The following is a 16,745-nucleotide window of genomic DNA, read 5'->3' as shown; positions in this document are numbered from 1 at the left end:
CGCTCAGCGCACCGGCGGCAGGCCGATCACCCGACCGACACCTTCCGGCACGGGGAGCGCGCGATGTGCCTCGGCGAGCGCCTCGACCCGCGCCAGCACCTCGCCTTCGAACGGTACCGAGCGCGGGCCGTCGAGGCTGACGTGGAGCAGCATCTGCTCGCTCAGCGCCAGCGCCTGCCCGCTGCCAGGCAGGTACAGGGCATGGTGGATATGCAGGCGCTTGCGATCGTGACCGAGCAGTTGCGTACGCACCTCGACCCTGGCGCCCTCCTTCACCTCATGGAGGAAGTTCAGGTGGCATTCCAGGGTGAACAGCGAGTGTCCGCTGGCGTCGCGGTTCTGGCTGTCCAGGCCGATATGCGCCATCAGCGCATCGGTGGCGTAGCTGAACACCAGCAGGTAGAACGCATCGCGCAAGTGGCCGTTGTAGTCCACCCACTCGGGCAGGACCGGCGTCTCGTAGGTCGTCAGGACTTGGCTCATGGCAGGCTCCGTGGTTGCGCTACGCCCGGCGGGGCGGAAGGCGCGTCATGTCACTCGGCGAAGGCGAAGCCGTGCCGGGCCTTGGTTTCCCTGATCGCCCCGAGCACCGCCAGCAGGCAGTCGTCGCGGTAGCGCTCGAGCTCGGCGATGCTGCGCGCGCCCTGCTGCTCGGCGGTGCCCTCCACCACCCGGTCGATCAGGGCCTCGGTGAGTTCCGGCGCCGGCAGGTAGGTCCAGGGCAATTGCAGCGCCGGGCCGAACTGCGCCATGAAGTGGCGCATGCCGGCGTTGCCACCGGCCAGGGTGTAGGTCAGGAAGGTGCCCATGAACGACCAGCGCAGGCCGGCGCCGAAGCGGATCGCATCGTCGATCTCGCCGGTCGTGGCCACGCCGTCGTTGACCAGGTGCAGCGCCTCGCGCCAGAGCGCCTCGAGCAAGCGGTCGGCGATGAAGCCGGGCACTTCCTTGCGTACGTGCAGCGGACGCATGCCCAGCGATTCGTAGACCCGCATCGCCGTCCGCACGGCCTCGGCAGCGGTGCGTTCACCGCCGACCACCTCCACCAGCGGCAGCAGGTAGACCGGGTTGAACGGGTGGCCGACCAGGCAGCGCTCGGGGTGGCTCGCCTCGGCGTAGAACTCGCTGGGCAGCAGGCCCGAGGTGGAGGAACCGATCAGCACGTCGGGCCGCGCCGCGGCGCTGATCCTGGCGTGCAGGTCGAGCTTCAGGTCGAGCCGCTCGGGGGCGCTCTCCTGGATGAAATCGGCGTCGCCCACGCATTCCTCGATGCTCGCGACGAAGCGCAGGCGCTCCTGCGCCGCGCCGGGCGCCAGGCCCTGTTTCCGCAAGGCCGGCCAGGCATTGGCGACGCGCGCGCGCAACGCCGCTTCGGCGCCCGGCGCCGGATCCCAGGCGACGACGTCGAGGCCGTGGGCCAGGGCGCGGGCGATCCAGCCGCTGCCGATGACGCCGCTACCGAGGGCGGCGAAGGTCTTGATCTCGGTGACGAAGGACATGGACATCTCCAGAAGTTGTTCCCGCCCCCGACGGGGCGGGGAGGAAGAAATCAGCGCGGCTTCAGGTTCATCCTGCGGCGCCCTTCCGCCGGGCTCAGGGCGCGCCCGCCGAGGCGCTCGATGATCTCGATGGCGCGCTCCACCAGGCTGCCGTTGCTCGCCGGCACGCCCTTGTCCAGCCAGATGTTGTCCTCCAGGCCGACCCGCACGTTGCCGCCCAGCAACATGGCCTGGGCGACCATCGGCATCTGCGTGCGGCCGATGCCGAAGCCGGCCCAGGTCGCCCCCGGCGGCAGGTTGTCGGCCATCGCCTTCATGGTCGTGGTATCGGCCGGCGCGCCCCAGGGAATGCCCAGGCAGATCTGGAACAGCGGATCCTCCAGCAGCCCTTCCTTGAGCATCTGCTTGGCGAACCAGAGGTGGCCGGTATCGAAGATTTCCAGCTCGGCCTTGACCCCCAGCTCGGTGATGCGCCGGGCGCCGGCGCGCAGTTGCGCAGGGGTGGAGACGTAGATGTAGTCGCCGTCGCCGAAATTGAGGGTGCCGCAGTCCAGGGTGCAGATTTCCGGCAGCAGCTCCTCGACATGCCTGAGCCGCTCCAGCGGGCCGACCAGGTCGGTGCCGGCACCGAACTCCAGGGGCTGCTCGCCCTTGCCGATCTCCAGGTCGCCGCCCATGCCGGCGGTGAGGTTGATGATCACGTCGGTGTCGCTTTCGCGGATACGCTCGACCACTTCACGGTACAGCGCCACGTCGCGGCTGGGCTTGCCGGTGGCGGGGTCGCGGACATGGCAGTGGGCGACGGTGGCGCCGGCCCTGGCCGCCTCGATGGCGGCCTCGGCAATCTGTTTCGGAGTGACCGGGATCGCCGGATGCCGGCCGACGGTATCGCCGGCGCCGGTCACCGCGCAGGTGACGATGACTTCATGGTTCACGGTGGTAGCTTCCTGTATTCGGGGTGTACGAAGCCCCGCCCGGCCGCGCCGGGCGGAACGGATAGGTGCGGGTTACTTCAGCGAGGCCTGGAGCGCGGCCAGGCCGTCCTTGCCGTCGAAGGTGCTCACGCCATCCAGCCAGGCCTTCAGCGGCTCGGGGTTGGCCTTCAGCCACTGCCGCGCGGCGTCGAGGGGCTGGGTGCGATCGAGGATCGGCGCCATCACCTGGCTGACCTGGGCGCTGCTGAAGCGCAGGTTGTGCAGCAGCCGGGCGACGTTGCCGCACTGCGCCTGGTAGCCGGCGGCGGTCATGGTGGAGACGGTGGCCGCGCCTTCGTCGGGACCGAACACATCCTCGCTGCCGGTGAGGTAGGTCATGTCGATCTGCAGGTTCATCGGATGCGGCTTCCAGCCGAAGAACACCACCCACTGCTTGCGCTTGATCGCCCGCTTCACCGCCGTGAGCATCCCGGCCTCGCTGGACTCCACCAGCTGGAAGCCCTTCAGGCCGAAACGGTTGTCGTCGATCATCTTCCGGGTGATGCGGTTCGAGCCGCTGCCCGGCTCAATGGCGTAGATGCGGCCACCAAGCTTGTCCTTGAAGCGGGCGATGTCGGCGAAGGTCTTCAGCCCGCCCTCGGCGACGTAGCTCGGCACCGCATAGGTGGACTGCGCGTCGGCCAGGGTCGGCGGCTCGATCACTTCGATCCGGCCTTTGTCCAGATAAGGCCTGGCGACCGGCTGCATGGTCGGTTGCCAGTAGCCGAGGAACAGGTCCAGCTGCTTGTCGGCCAGGCCGGCCAGGACGATCTGTTGCGAGGCGCTGGTCTGCTTCACCTGGTAGCCCAGGCCGTCGAGCAAGGCTTCGGCCACGGCGCTGCTGGCGACCACGTCGGTCCAGTTCACCGTGCCCAGGCGCACCGTGCGGCACTGCTCGGGTTCGGCGGCCAGGGCGGCGCCACTGGCCAGGATCAGCAGGGCGCAGCCCAGCTGGCGAATCGTCGTCTTCATCGGTCTCCCCTCGTGCGGCTATTGATTGTTTTTCTGCGAGGTGGGCGCCGGCCCCTTGCGAGACCGACCCTGGCGACCAAGGTACGCAGCCGGGACGGCGGCGAAGCGCACTGCGGCGACCAGCTCTTGCACTGCAGCGACCTGGCCATTGCCAAGCGCGGCGGGCCTGCGCTACACACAGGCTGCGCAACCTCAACCCCGGAGCGCCCCATGTCCCAGGACTTCTGGTTTCTCCTGCTGCCCGGCTTCTCGGTAATGGGCTTCGTTTCCGCCGTGGAGCCACTGCGAGTGGCCAACCGCTTCCACGCCGACCTCTACCGCTGGCACGTGCTCAGCGCCGACGGCGGTCCGGTGCTGGCCAGCAATGGCATGTCGGTGAACAGCGACGGCGCGCTGGAGCCGCTGAAGAAAGGCGACCTGCTGTTCGTGGTGGCCGGTTTCGAGCCGCTGCGGGCGGTCACCCCGGCCCTGGTGCAGTGGCTGCGCAAGCTCGATCGCAACGGCGTGACCCTCGGTGGCATCGATACTGGCAGCGTGGTGCTGGCCGAGGCCGGTCTGCTCGACGGGCGCCGCGCGACCCTGCACTGGGAAGCCATCGACGCCTTCCAGGAGTCCTACCCGCAACTGAGCGTGACCCAGGAGCTGTTCGAGATCGACGGTCCGCGCATCACCTCGGCCGGCGGCACCGCCTCCATCGACCTGATGCTCGACCTGATCGCCCAGGCCCACGGTCCGCAACTGGCGGTGCAGGTTTCCGAGCAGTTCGTGCTCGGCCGCATCCGCCCGCGCCAGGACCACCAGCGCCTGCAGGTGGCGACCCGCTATGGCGTGAGCAACCGCAAGCTGGTGCAGGTGATCGGCGAGATGGAGCGGCATACCGAGCCGCCACTGACCACCCTGGAGCTGGCCGAGCGCATCCAGGTCACCCGCCGCCAGCTGGAACGGCTGTTCCGCGTGCACCTGGACGACACGCCCTCGAACTTCTACCTCGGCCTGCGCCTGGACAAGGCCCGCCAGTTGCTGCGCCAGACCGACCTCAGCGTGCTACAGGTGAGCCTGGCCTGCGGCTTCGAGTCGCCGTCGTACTTCTCCCGCAGCTACCGCGCGCGCTTCGCCGCCAGTCCCAGCCAGGATCGCGCGGTGCTGCCGCTCAAGGCTCCCGCAGCCACGCCGCCAGGCGCGCCAGCAGGGCATCGCACGCCTCGAGCTGAGCGAGGCTGACGAACTCGTCCGGCTTGTGGCCCTGGTCCATGCTGCCGGGACCGCAGATCACCGCCGGGATACCGGCCTGGTGGAACAGCCCGCCCTCGGTGCCGAAGGCCACGGTGGAGAAATCCGTCGAACCGCTGAGCAGGCCGATCAGCTCCGCCGCCTGGCTGTCGTCTGCGGTGAGCAGGCCGGGATAGGCCGATAGCGGCGTGAAGCGGATATCGGTACTTCGCTCCACCGCGCGCATCCGCGGCAGCAGTTCGCTTTCGGCATAGTCGCGGAGTTCCTCGGCGACCTGCCGCGGGTCGTCCGCCGGCAGCGCGCGGACCTCGAAGTCGAAGCGGCACTCGGCGGGCACGATGTTCAGCGCCCGGCCGCCCTGGATCAGTCCGGTCTGCACCGTCGAGTAGGGCGGGTCGAAACGCCGGTCGTGGCGCTCCGGCACCGCCAGGCGCGCGCCGATCTCGCCGAGGCGGCCGATCAGCCGCGCGGCGTATTCGATGGCATTCACCCCCTGCGGCGCGTAGGCCGAATGGCAGGCCGCGCCGTGCACCTCGCAGCGCATGGCCAGCTTGCCCTTGTGGCCGAGCACCGGCTTCAGCTCGGTGGGCTCGCCGATGATGCACAGCAACGGCTTGTGCGGACGCCGCTCCAGCGCCGCGAGCAGCGAACGGACGCCCAGGCAGCCGACTTCCTCGTCGTAGGAGAACGCCAGGTGCACCGGCAGGCGCAACGGCGCGGCGAGGAACGCCGGGACGGCCGCCAGCACGCAGGCCAGGTAGCCCTTCATGTCCGCCGTGCCACGCCCGTAGAGGCGGCCATCGCGCTCGCTGAGCCGGAACGGCGGCACGCTCCAGGCCTGGCCGTCCGCCGGCACCACGTCGGTATGCCCGGAAAGGCAGACGCCGCCACGGTCGCTGGGGCCGATGGTGGCATAGAGATTGGCCTTGCGGCCGTCGGCGTCGAAGAACAGTTCGCTGTCGACGCCGAAACCCGCCAGGTAGTCGCGGACGTAGTCGATCAGCGCCAGGTTGGACTCGCGGCTGACGGTGTCGAAGGCCACCAGGTCGGCGAGGATGTCGCGGCTGCCGGGCATGTCGGGCTCCAGGGCGCAGGTCTCGCGCTGCGCCGTCGAGGAAGGGAACGACCCGCTCACTCGTCGCCGGGCACGCCGTAGCTCGGCGCACGGGTCGGGTCGAGGGCGCGGGTCACATAGTCCTGCATCTGCGGCTTGTAGGCGAGCCACAGTCGCTCGAGCTGGCCGATGGGGTCGTGCTCGGCCCAGTCGACGCGCAGGTCGACCACCGGCCAGAGCAGGTCGCCGACCACCGACAGCGCCGCCGAATGCACCGGCCCGGCTTCGCCACCAGCGGCCAGCGCGGCACGCATCGCCGCCAGCAGGCGCTCGGCGAGCAGGCCTTCGGCGTTCTCGAAGGCATCCACCATCGCCTCGATCACTTCCGGCGCGGCCAGCAGGTTGCCGGCCGCCACGCATTGTTCGCCGGCCCGCGCATGGTGGACGCCGAGCGCCTCGCGGCCGGTGAACAACGCGGTGCGGCCGTGCTGGTCGATCACCGTGACCTGGCGATACTGGCCATAGCCGTTGCTGCTCAGCGCCTGGTCCAGCGCTTCGCCAGGGGCCAGGCCCTGGTCGAGGCGGTCGAGGATCTGCGGGCCGAGCGCCGGCAGGGTGATGTTCTGCGTAGCCACCGCGCCGGTGCCGGCGCGCAGCCAGGGACAACGGGCGCCGACGGCGATGCTCGACGAGCTGATGGCGATGCCCAGCTGGCCGGTTTCGGCGCAGCGGCCGACGATGGAAAAGGTCATGGCGCGCGCCTCCTCATTGCTGCCAGTCGTCGGGAATCACCGCGATCACGTCGATCTCCATCAGCCACTGCGGCTGGCCGAGGGCCGAGACCACCAGTCCGGTGGAGATCGGGAACACCCCTTTGAGCCACTTGCCGACTTCGCGATAGACCGGCTCGCGGTAGCGCGGATCGATCAGGTAGGTGGTGGTCTTGACGATGTGCGAGAGGTCGCTGCCGGCTTCCTCAAGCAGTTGCTTGACGTTCTTCATCGCCTGCTCGGCCTGGGCGCGCGGGTCGCCGAGGCCGACCAGGTTGCCGTCGAAGTCGGTGCCGACCTGGCCGCGCACGTACACCGTGTTGCCGGCGCGCACGGCCTGGCAGAGATCGTTGTCCAGGGACTGGTTGGGGTAGGTGTCCTTGGTGTTGAACATGCGAATGCGGGTATGGGTAGGCATCAGCTGACTTCCTGGAGGCTGGTTTGCGGAGCTTGCGAGGCGCGGTCCTGTTCCTGGCGCTGGGCAGCGTCGCGGTATGCGAGGTACTTGCGCTGGATGGCGATGTGGTCGGCGACATGGCGCGCGTCGTGCCAGACGCCCCAGATGAACGAGGAGCCGCGCCGCGACAGCCAGGGCAGGCCGATGAAATACACGCCGGGTTCGCTGGACACGCCACGCTGGTGGCGCGGCTTGCCGTCGCGGTCGAAGGCATCGACCTGCAGCCAGCCGAAGTCGACGGCATAGCCGGTGGCCCAGATGATGCTGCCCACCCCGGCCTCGGCCAGGTCCAGTTCGAGGATCGGATCGGTCACGCACTGCGGGTCCGGCAGCCGGCGGCGCGCCTCGGGCTCTTCCGGCAGGTCAAGGCCGTTGCGGGCGATATAGGCGTCGGCGGCGTCGAGCAACGCCAGGTAGTTCTCGTCGCCGCGCGCCAGGTTCTCCGCCAGGTCCGGCCGGAAGGTCGCGACGCCGTCGACGAAGGATTCGGTCAGTCCGACCAGGGTCACGCCCTGATGCGCCAGGGCGCGGAAGTCCACGGTATGTCCGCCGCGGGCACCGCTCACGGCGATGGTCACATGCTCGCGCCCGGGCTTGGCGACTTCCGCATCCCATTCGCCGAGCACGCCCAGCCACCAGCAGAAGTCGCGGTTGCGGTAGGAACGCGGCGGACGGTCATGAGCGCCCACCGAGAGGTAGACCTGGCGCCCGGCACGTTGCAGCTCGTCGGCGATCTGTACCCCCGACGAACCGGCGCCGACCACCAGTACCGCACCTTCGGGCAGCTGCTGCGGGTTGTAGTAGTGGGCCGAGTGGATCTGCCGGATACGCTCGTCGCGCGGCGCGATCGGCGGGATCACCGGACGCTGGAACGGGCCAGTGGCGGCGACCACGCGGTTGGCCTCGATGGTCCCTGCGGAGGTGTCCACGGTGAAGCCGGGGCGGCCGACATTGCGCACCACCTTCCTCACCTCGACGCCGGTACGGATCGGCGCGTCGAATTTCTTCGCGTAGGCCTCGAAATAGGCCGCCACCTGGTCCTTGCCGGGGAAACCGTCGGGATCGATGTCGAATTCCATTCCCGGGAAGCGGTCGTGCCAGGCCGGGCCGTTGGCCACCAGCGAATCCCAGCGTCCGCTGCGCCAGGCCTCGGCGATGCGGTTGCGCTCCAGGACCAGGTGCGGCACGCCGAGCCGGCTCAGGTGCTCGCTCATCGCCACGCCGGCCTGGCCGGCGCCGACGACGAGGGTGTCGGTCTTTTCCACGGTCCCGTCCGTGCGCGAGGGCAAGGCGGTGCGATTCAGGTCGGTCATGGCTCGGTTCCTCGGACTCTGGTCGTTCTTGTTCTGCGGTTGCGTGATGGCCGCATTCTGTTCAGAGCCGGGGAATAGCGAAATTATGATTTTTGTAGTCGCTGGCTAGGGAAAAGCTGCACGCCCGCGCGGTCGGCGGGCGGCAGAGGCGTCGCTCAGGACCTGCCGACGATCTGGCGAGCTGGAGAAACCGGGCGAAAACAGCCGGGGAAGCGGAGTCTCCGAACGGCAACCGAGTTTTCCGAAGCCGTTTCCAACGCGGTTTTGCCGACGTACAGAGTCCGCGAAGGTTTTCAGAGGATCGGCGAGACCAGCCGCGCCACGCGCATCCCCAGTTGCTGCAGGCGGCGCACGCTGCGGCGGTCTTCCGGAGTGAATTCGAGCGACTCGGCGAAGTCCGCCTCGAGCATCGCCTCCACCTCGCCGGCGAAGCCCTCGTCGACGGTCACCACCATCACCTCGAAATTCAGCCGGAACGAACGGTTGTCCAGGTTGGCGCTGCCGACGGCGGCGGTGTCGCGGTCCACCAGCACCACCTTCTGGTGGAGGAAGCCGGGCTGGTAGCGGAACACCTTGACCCCGGCACGGATCGCCTCCAGCGCGTAGAGGCTGGACGCGGCATACACCGTGCGGTGGTCCGGGCGCGAGGGTATCAGCAGGCGCACGTCGACGCCGCGCAGCACCGCCAGGCGCAGGGCGGCCATCACCGCTTCGTCGGGAACGAAATACGGCGAGGTGATCCAGACCCGCTCGTGGGCGGCGTTGATCATCTCGACGAAGAACAGCGAGCAGGTTTCCTGGGCATCCGCCGGACCGCTGGCGACTACCTGGCAGAGCGCGCCCTCGCTGTCGTACTGCGGCGGCAGGATCAGCGGCGGCAGGCTGTGGGTCGCCCAGTACCAGTCCTCGGCGAAGCTTTCCTGCAGGCACGCCACCGCCGGCCCGCGCAGTTCCATGTGGGTGTCGCGCCAGGGCGCCAGCGGCGGCTTCTCGCCGAGGTACTCGACGCCGACGTTGTGCCCGCCGACGAAACCGCACTCGCCATCCACCACCACGACCTTGCGGTGGTTGCGGAAATTCACCTGGAAGCGGTTGAGCATGCCGCTGCCGGTGCTGAAGCCATGCATCTGCACGCCGCCCTGGCGCAGCCGCTCGACATAGCGGTGCGGCAGCGCGTGGCTGCCGATGGCGTCATAGAGGAAGAACACCTCGACGCCGTTGGCCGCACGTTCCAGCAGCAGTTGCTGGAGGCGCTGGCCGAGGGCGTCGTCGCGGACGATGAAGAACTGCACCAGGATCACCTGGCGGGCGGCGGAAATCGCCTTGAACATCGCCTCGAAGCTGGCCTCGCCGTTGACCAGCAGGCGCACCCGGTTGTTCGCCAGGGTCGGCGTGCGGGTCATCCGCACCAGCGCCTTGAGCCCCTTGTAGCCGCTGACCTGGCGGGCCGCCAGGGCCTCCTCGACCCAGGGACGCCAGTCCAGCTCGGCGGCCGCCAGGTGCATCTCGCGGTTGGCCTGGCGCCGCGCCTCGATGTAGGCGTCGAAACGGCTGCGACCGAACACCAGGTACGGCAGCAGGGTCAGGTACGGCATGAATACCAACGAGGTGGCCCAGGCGATCGCGCCCTGGGCGGTGCGCACGGTGAGCACGGCATGGATGGCGGCGACGAAGCCGAGTACCTGGATACCGACCAGCAGCAGGCCGAGGTAGGTGGTGGAGGTCATTGCGCGAGGTCGATCCTTGTCCACTCCGGTGGCGGCCATCATAGCCCTCTCCGGGGTAGGTCTGGCCAGCCTGGCAAACAGCCAGGGGGGCGAGGCGGGATTGGCAGGATCCGTGGGATCGACGTCATTCGGCCGCGCTCGCCCTGCCCTACGCTGTTCCCATCGAAAACCACCGCAGACCGAGGAGCCCGCCATGAACGACGTCCGTCCCCCGCTTCCCCCCTTCACCGCCGAAACCGCCGCGCAGAAGGTCCGCGCCGCCGAGGACGGCTGGAACAGCCGTGACCCGCAGCGCGTCTCGCTGGCCTACAGCCCCGACAGCGTCTGGCGCAATCGCTCGACCTTCGTCCGCGGCCGCGAGCGGATCGTCGAATTCCTCAGCGGCAAGTGGCAGCGCGAGCAGGAGTACCGGCTGATCAAGGAACTCTGGGCGTTTACCGGCAACCGCATCGCCGTGCGCTTCGCCTATGAATGGCACGACGACTCGGGCAACTGGTTCCGCTCCTACGGCAACGAGAACTGGGCGTTCGACGAGCAGGGATTGATGTACGAACGTCACGCCAGCATCAACGACCTGCCGATCCGCGAGGACCAGCGGCTGTTCCGCTGGCCGCTGGGGCGCCGGCCGGACGACCATCCGTCGCTCGGCGAACTCGGCCTCTGAACCCGCGCCGGCAGGGGCGCGCGCACTCCCCGTTGCCGGCCCCGGGCGGCCAGCGCCTGTTCCATCCGCGACATTGCCCTCCGTCGTTGCGGTCGCACGCTTGACGCTTTCGGCACGACCCTGGTCGTTTTCGGGCCGGGTCGCGCCGGGCCCCGACGATATGCTGCCCCCAAAGCGTCGGCACAAGTCCCGGCGCGCCCAGCCTGAAAGGGGTATGCCAGATGAGCCCAGCCGAATTGCACGCCGACAGCATCGTCATCGACGGTCTGATCATCGCCAAGTGGAACCGCGAACTGTTCGAGGACATGCGCAAGGGCGGCCTGACCGCCGCCAATTGCACCGTATCGGTATGGGAAGGCTTCCAGGCGACGGTGAACAATATCGTCGCCAGCAACAAGCTGATCCGCGACAACAGCGACCTGGTGATCCCGGTGCGCAGCACCGCGGACATCCGCAAGGCCAAGGAGCAGGGCAAGACCGGCATCCTCTACGGCTTCCAGAATGCCCACGCATTCGAGGACCAGATCGGCTACGTCGAGGTGTTCAAGCAGCTCGGCGTGGGCATCGTGCAGATGTGCTACAACACCCAGAACCTGGTCGGCACCGGCTGCTACGAGCGTGACGGCGGGCTCTCCGGCTTCGGTCGGGAGATCGTCGCGGAGATGAACCGGGTCGGCATCATGTGCGACCTCTCCCACGTCGGCAGCAAGACCTCCGAAGAGGTCATCCTCGAATCGAAGAAGCCGGTCTGCTACTCCCACTGCCTGCCGTCCGGCCTCAAGGAACACCCGCGCAACAAGTCCGACGAGGAGCTGAAGTTCATCGCCGATCATGGCGGCTTCGTCGGTGTGACCATGTTCGCGCCGTTCCTCAAGAAAGGCATCGACTCGACCATCGACGACTACGCCGAGGCCATCGAGTACGTGATGAACATCGTCGGCGAGGACGCCATCGGCATCGGCACCGATTTCACCCAGGGCCACGGCCACGACTTCTTCGAGTGGCTGACCCACGACAAGGGCTACGCCCGGCGCCTGACCAACTTCGGCAAGATCGTCAACCCGCTGGGCATCCGCACCGTCGGCGAATTCCCCAACCTCACCGAGACCCTGCTCGAGCGCGGCATGCCCGAGCGCGTGGTGCGCAAGGTGATGGGCGAGAACTGGGTAAGGGTCCTGCGCGACGTCTGGGGCGAGTAACTCCCGGCCCACTCCCGACTCGTCGCCTCTTCCTCCAGGGAGGGGCATTGCATCGCACCCATCTTCCCTCTCCCCGCCTCTCTCCCTGAAGGGAGAGAGGGAGTCAAAAGAATCGGAGCTTACACCATGGCCAAACATGCCCCCCAACTGCCCATCGAGGTCGACAGCGAGACCGGCGTCTGGACCACCGACGCCCTGCCGATGCTCTACGTACCGCGACATTTCTTCGTCAACAACCACATGGGCATCGAGGAAGTGCTGGGCGCCGACGCCTACGCCGAGATCCTCTACAAGGCCGGCTACAAGTCCGCCTGGCACTGGTGCGAGAAGGAAGCCGAATGTCACGGCCTGGAGGGCGTGGCGGTGTTCGAGCACTACATGAAGCGCCTGTCCCAGCGCGGCTGGGGCCTGTTCGAGATCGAGCGGATCAACCTCGAGGAAGGCACCGCCGAGGTCCGCCTGCGGCACTCCGCCTTCGTCTACGTCTACGGCAAGGTCAATCGCAAGGTCGATTACATGTTCACCGGCTGGTTCGCCGGCGCCATGGACCAGATCCTCGCCGCCCGTGGCAGCAGCCTGCGCACCGTGGCCGAACAGGTCTACAGCGGCGCCGAGGACGGTCACGAAGACGGCCTGTTCGTCGTCAAACCCCTGTAAGCCGAGGAAAGGGTCATGGCCTTCGAAGCAATGTTCCAGCCGATCCAGATCGGCAAGCTGACCATCCGCAACCGCGTGCTCTCCACCGCCCACGCCGAGGTCTACGCCACCGACGGCGGGATGACCACCGAGCGCTACGTGAAGTACTACGAGGAAAAGGCCAAGGGCGGCATCGGCCTGGCCATCTGTGGCGGCTCCTCGGTGGTCGCCATCGACAGCCCGCAGCAGTGGTGGAGTTCGGTGAACCTGTCCACCGACCGGATCATCCCGCACTTCCAGAACCTGGCGGACGCCATGCACAAGCACGGCGCCAAGATCATGATCCAGATTACCCACATGGGGCGCCGTTCGCGCTGGGACGGCTACCACTGGCCGACCCTGATGTCGCCGTCGGGTATCCGCGAGCCGGTGCACCGCGCCACCTGCAAGACCATCGAGGTGGAGGAGATCTGGCGGGTCATCGGCAACTACGCGCAGGCCGCCCGCCGCGCCAAGGAAGGCGGCCTGGACGGCGTCGAGCTGTCCGCCGTGCACCAGCACATGATCGACCAGTTCTGGAGCCCACGGGTCAACAAGCGCACCGACGAATGGGGCGGTAGCTTCGAGGGGCGCATGAAGTTCGGCCTCGAGGTGCTCAAGGCGGTGCGCGCCGAGGTCGGCGAGGACTTCTGCGTCGGCATGCGCATCTGCGGCGACGAGTTCCACCCGGACGGCCTGTCCCACGAGGACATGAAGCAGATCGCCAAGTACTACAGCGATACCGGCATGCTCGACTTCATCGGCGTGGTCGGCTCCGGCTGCGACACCCACAATACCCTGGCCAACGTCATCCCCAACATGACCTTCCCGCCGGAGCCGTTCCTGCACCTGGCGGCCGGCATCAAGGAAGTGGTCGACGTGCCGGTGCTACACGCGCAGAACATCAAGGACCCGAACCAGGCCACGCGCATCCTCGAAGGCGGCTACGTGGACATGGTCGGCATGACTCGCGCGCACATCGCCGACCCGCACCTGATCGCCAAGATCAAGATGGGTCAGGTCGACCAGATCAAGCAGTGCGTCGGCGCCAACTACTGCATCGACCGCCAGTACCAGGGCCTGGACGTGCTGTGCATCCAGAACGCCGCGACCTCCCGCGAATACATGGGCGTGCCGCACATCATCGAGAAGTCCGCCGGACCGAAGCGCAAGGTGGTGGTGGTCGGCGGCGGGCCGGCCGGGATGGAAGCGGCCCGCGTGGCGGCCGAGCGTGGCCACGACGTGACCCTGTTCGAGAAGAAGGAGCAGCTCGGCGGCCAGATCACCACCGCCGCCAAGGCGCCGCAACGCGACCAGATCGCCGGCATCACCCGTTGGTACCAGCTGGAGCTGGCGCGCCTGGGCATCGACCTGCGCCTGGGCACCGCGGCCGACCCCGAGACCATCCTCGACCTGCGCCCGGACGTGGTGGTGCTGGCCAACGGCGGACATCCGTTCCTCGAGCAGAACGAACACTGGGGCGCCGCCGAAGGCCTGGTGGTGAGCAGCTGGGACGTGCTCGACGGCACGGTCGAGCCAGGCAAGAACGTGCTGGTCTACGACACCATCTGCGAGTTCAGCGGCATGTCGGTGGCGGACTTCCTCGCCGACAAGGGCGCCCAGGTGGAGATCGTCACCGACGACATCAAGCCGGGCGTGGCCATCGGCGGCACCACCTTCCCCACCTACTACCGCAGCATGTATCCCAAGGAAGTGATCATGACCGGCGACCTCATGCTGGAGAAGGTCTACCGCGAGGGCGACAAGCTGGTGGCGGTGCTGGAGAACGAATACACCGGCGCGCGGGAAGAGCGGGTGGTCGACCAGGTGGTGGTGGAAAACGGCGTGCGCCCCGACGAGAGCCTCTACTACGCGCTCAAGCAGGGCTCGCGGAACAAGGGCCAGATCGACGTCGAGGCGCTGTTCGCGATCCAGCCGCAGCCCTGCCTCAGCCAGTCCGGAGAAGGCTACCTGCTGTTCCGCATCGGCGACTGCGTGGCCCAGCGCAACACCCATGCGGCGATCTATGACGCGCTGCGCTTGTGCAAGGATTTCTAAGACACGCCTCGTGGCATCCGACCGGCACGGCCGGCCCCCCTCTCCCGCAAGCGGGAGAGGAGGCCGATCCAGCGCCGCCTGACGTCCCGCAGGGAGACCAGAAATGCTCGACACCCTCCTCCCCGTCCTGCTCTTCGCCGCCCTGGCACTTGCCGTGCTCGGCGCCGCGAAGCGCTTCCTCATGTGGCGCCGCGGCCGACCCGCCAAGGTCGACTGGATCGGCGGCCTCTTGCAGATGCCGCGTCGCTACCTGGTGGACCTGCACCATGTGGTAGAGCGCGACAGGTACATGTCCAGGACCCACGTCGCCACCGCCGGCGGCTTCGTCCTGGCGGCGCTGCTGGCGATCCTGGTACACGGTTTCGGGCTGCACGGCCGGATCCTCGGCTTCGCCCTGCTGGCGGCCACGGCGCTGATGTTCGTCGGCGCGCTGTTCGTCGCCCGCCGCCGCCTCGACCCACCGTCGCGGCTGTCGAAGGGCCCCTGGATGCGCCTGCCGAAGAGCCTGCTGGCGTTCGCCGCGAGCTTCTTCCTCGCCACCCTGCCGGTGGCCGGCATCCTGCCGGAAGGCTTCGGCGGCTGGTTCCTCGCCGGCCTCCTCGCCATTGGCGTGGCCTGGGGCGTGTCCGAGCTGTTCCTCGGCATGACCTGGGGCGGGCCGATGAAGCATGCCTTCGCCGGTGCCCTGCACCTGGCCTGGCACCGCCGCGCCGAACGCTTCGGCGGCGGCCGCTCCACCGGCCTCAAGGCGCTCGACCTGGCCGATCCGCAGGCGCCGCTGGGCGTGGAAAAACCCAGCGACTTCACCTGGAACCAGTTGCTCGGGTTCGACGCCTGCGTGCAGTGCGGCAAGTGCGAGGCGATGTGCCCGGCGTTCGCCGCCGGCCAGCCGCTGAACCCGAAGAAGCTGATCCAGGACATGGTCATCGGCCTGGCCGGAGGCAACGACGCGAAGTTCGCCGGCAGCCCCTATCCAGGCAAACCGCTGGGCGAGCACGGCGGCGGCCCGCACCAGCCGATCGTCGCGCTGGATGGCAAGGCCCTGGTCGACGCCGACACCCTGTGGTCCTGCACCACCTGCCGGGCCTGCGTCGAGGAGTGCCCGATGATGATCGAGCACGTCGACGCCATCGTCGACATGCGCCGCCACCTGACCCTGGAGAAAGGCGCCACGCCGAACAAGGGCGCCGAGGTGCTGGACAACCTGATCGCCACCGACAACCCCGGCGGCTTCGCCCCCGGCGGCCGGTTGAACTGGGCGGCCGACCTGAACCTGCCGCTGATGAGCGAGAAGAAGAGCGCCGACGTGCTGTTCTGGGTCGGCGACGGCGCCTTCGACATGCGCAACCAGCGCACCCTGCGCGCCTTCGTGAAGATCCTCAAGGCGGCCGCGGTGGACTTCGCCGTGCTCGGCCTGGAGGAGCGCGACAGCGGCGACGTGGCGCGCCGGCTGGGCGACGAGGCGACCTTCCAGAACCTGGCCAGGCGCAATATCGCGACCCTGGCGAAATACCGCTTCACCCGCATCGTCAGCTGCGACCCGCACAGCTTCCATGTGCTGAAGAACGAATACGGCGCCCTCGGCGGCGACTACCAGGTACTGCACCACAGCACCTTCATCGACGAACTGCTGCGCGCCGGCACACTGCAACCGGGCCGCAGCAAGGCCGGCAGCGTCACCTACCACGACCCCTGCTACCTGGGCCGCTACAACGGCGAGTACGAGGCGCCGCGCAACGTGCTGCGCGCACTCGGCATCGAGGTCAAGGAAATGCAACGCTCCGGCTTCCGCTCGCGCTGTTGCGGCGGCGGTGGCGGCGCGCCGATCACCGACATCCCCGGCAAGCAACGGATTCCCGACATGCGCATGGCCGACATCCGCGAGACCGGCGCCGAGCTGGTGGCCGTCGGCTGCCCGCAGTGCACCGCGATGCTCGAAGGCGTGGTGGCACCGCGGCCGGAGATCAAGGACATCGCCGAGCTGGTGGCGGAAGCGCTGATAGAGCAGGCGGAAGCGCCGGCAAAAAAGCCGGTGCGGCGTGAAGCCGTGGCGGAGGTGCATTGATGAGAGTGTCGAGCTTCACATCGAATCCGCTGCTGACCGGGGCAGTACGGATAGCGGCCTCTCCCTCCAGGGAGGGGGCCGCGGGATC

15 protein-coding genes are annotated in these 16,745 nt (G+C 68.2%); 6 read left to right on the top strand and 9 right to left on the bottom strand.

Annotated features, from left to right (window positions below):
- Window positions 1–3 precede the first annotated feature (3 nt).
- The 4 genes from JHD77_RS19010 to JHD77_RS18995 all read right to left on the bottom strand — a co-directional run bounded on the left by JHD77_RS19010 (window position 4) and on the right by JHD77_RS18995 (window position 3,445).
- The gene (locus tag JHD77_RS19010) at window positions 4–483 is read right to left on the bottom strand and encodes a thioesterase family protein (protein WP_003117175.1); all 480 of its coding nucleotides are present in this window, start codon (window positions 481–483) and stop codon (window positions 4–6) included.
- A gap of 50 nt (window positions 484–533) precedes the next feature.
- Window positions 534–1,499 carry an L-carnitine dehydrogenase gene (locus tag JHD77_RS19005; protein WP_031756090.1) on the bottom strand — a complete coding sequence of 322 codons (966 nt, stop codon included), beginning with the start codon at window positions 1,497–1,499 and terminating at the stop codon, window positions 534–536.
- 50 nt (window positions 1,500–1,549) lie between these two features.
- Window positions 1,550–2,434 carry a 3-keto-5-aminohexanoate cleavage protein gene (locus tag JHD77_RS19000; RefSeq protein ID WP_003096716.1) on the bottom strand — a complete coding sequence of 295 codons (885 nt, stop codon included), beginning with the start codon at window positions 2,432–2,434 and terminating at the stop codon, window positions 1,550–1,552.
- 72 nt (window positions 2,435–2,506) lie between these two features.
- Window positions 2,507–3,445: a choline ABC transporter substrate-binding protein gene (locus tag JHD77_RS18995; protein WP_003096718.1), complete on the bottom strand. Its 939-nt coding sequence runs from the start codon at window positions 3,443–3,445 to the stop codon at window positions 2,507–2,509.
- Window positions 3,446–3,655: 210 nt separating this feature from the next.
- On the opposite strand from JHD77_RS18995, the gene cdhR reads away from it, so the two are divergent.
- A complete protein-coding gene (gene cdhR, locus JHD77_RS18990) occupies window positions 3,656–4,666 on the top strand; it encodes an HTH-type transcriptional regulator CdhR (protein WP_003114442.1) in 1,011 nt (336 codons plus the stop codon).
- Here the strand turns inward: cdhR and argE are convergent.
- The 5 genes from argE to cls form a co-directional block, all read right to left on the bottom strand.
- The gene (gene argE, locus JHD77_RS18985; protein ID WP_003106035.1) at window positions 4,596–5,750 is read right to left on the bottom strand and encodes an acetylornithine deacetylase; all 1,155 of its coding nucleotides are present in this window, start codon (window positions 5,748–5,750) and stop codon (window positions 4,596–4,598) included. The genes cdhR and argE overlap by 71 nt on opposite strands.
- Window positions 5,751–5,806: 56 nt before the next feature.
- Window positions 5,807–6,481, bottom strand: coding sequence for a DUF1028 domain-containing protein (locus JHD77_RS18980; RefSeq protein WP_003106037.1), 675 nt, complete (start codon window positions 6,479–6,481; stop codon window positions 5,807–5,809).
- Between the two features lie 13 nt (window positions 6,482–6,494).
- Window positions 6,495–6,917, bottom strand: coding sequence for a RidA family protein (locus JHD77_RS18975; RefSeq protein WP_003096732.1), 423 nt, complete (start codon window positions 6,915–6,917; stop codon window positions 6,495–6,497).
- A complete protein-coding gene (locus JHD77_RS18970; protein WP_003122387.1) occupies window positions 6,917–8,269 on the bottom strand; it encodes a flavin-containing monooxygenase in 1,353 nt (450 codons plus the stop codon). Before JHD77_RS18970 ends, JHD77_RS18975 begins: the two co-directional genes overlap by 1 nt.
- Before the next feature lie 293 nt (window positions 8,270–8,562).
- Window positions 8,563–10,035 carry a cardiolipin synthase gene (gene cls / locus JHD77_RS18965; RefSeq protein ID WP_003121332.1) on the bottom strand — a complete coding sequence of 491 codons (1,473 nt, stop codon included), beginning with the start codon at window positions 10,033–10,035 and terminating at the stop codon, window positions 8,563–8,565.
- Window positions 10,036–10,189: 154 nt separating this feature from the next.
- Here cls and JHD77_RS18960 point away from each other — a divergent pair, with 154 nt between their 5' ends.
- From JHD77_RS18960 to dgcB, 5 genes are all read left to right on the top strand, one after another.
- Window positions 10,190–10,660: a nuclear transport factor 2 family protein gene (locus JHD77_RS18960; RefSeq protein WP_031756092.1), complete on the top strand. Its 471-nt coding sequence runs from the start codon at window positions 10,190–10,192 to the stop codon at window positions 10,658–10,660.
- A 221-nt stretch (window positions 10,661–10,881) separates the two neighbouring features.
- Window positions 10,882–11,859: a dipeptidase gene (locus JHD77_RS18955; RefSeq protein ID WP_003106042.1), complete on the top strand. Its 978-nt coding sequence runs from the start codon at window positions 10,882–10,884 to the stop codon at window positions 11,857–11,859.
- A gap of 126 nt (window positions 11,860–11,985) precedes the next feature.
- On the top strand, window positions 11,986–12,516 hold the full coding sequence (locus JHD77_RS18950) for a DUF5943 domain-containing protein (RefSeq protein ID WP_003107282.1): 531 nt from the start codon (window positions 11,986–11,988) through the stop codon (window positions 12,514–12,516).
- Window positions 12,517–12,531: 15 nt separating this feature from the next.
- Entirely contained in the window at window positions 12,532–14,592 is a 2,061-nt protein-coding gene (dgcA, locus tag JHD77_RS18945) for a dimethylglycine demethylation protein DgcA (protein WP_003107280.1), read from the top strand.
- 103 nt (window positions 14,593–14,695) lie between these two features.
- On the top strand, window positions 14,696–16,657 hold the full coding sequence (gene dgcB / locus JHD77_RS18940; protein WP_015503865.1) for a dimethylglycine demethylation protein DgcB: 1,962 nt from the start codon (window positions 14,696–14,698) through the stop codon (window positions 16,655–16,657).
- Window positions 16,658–16,745: the final 88 nt, after the last annotated feature.

This window comes from Pseudomonas sp. P20, from assembly GCF_016463925.1.
Lineage (GTDB): Bacteria > Pseudomonadota > Gammaproteobacteria > Pseudomonadales > Pseudomonadaceae > Pseudomonas > Pseudomonas aeruginosa.
Note: the sequence above shows the minus strand (reverse complement) of the source record. Positions and strands in the feature narration are given on the sequence as shown.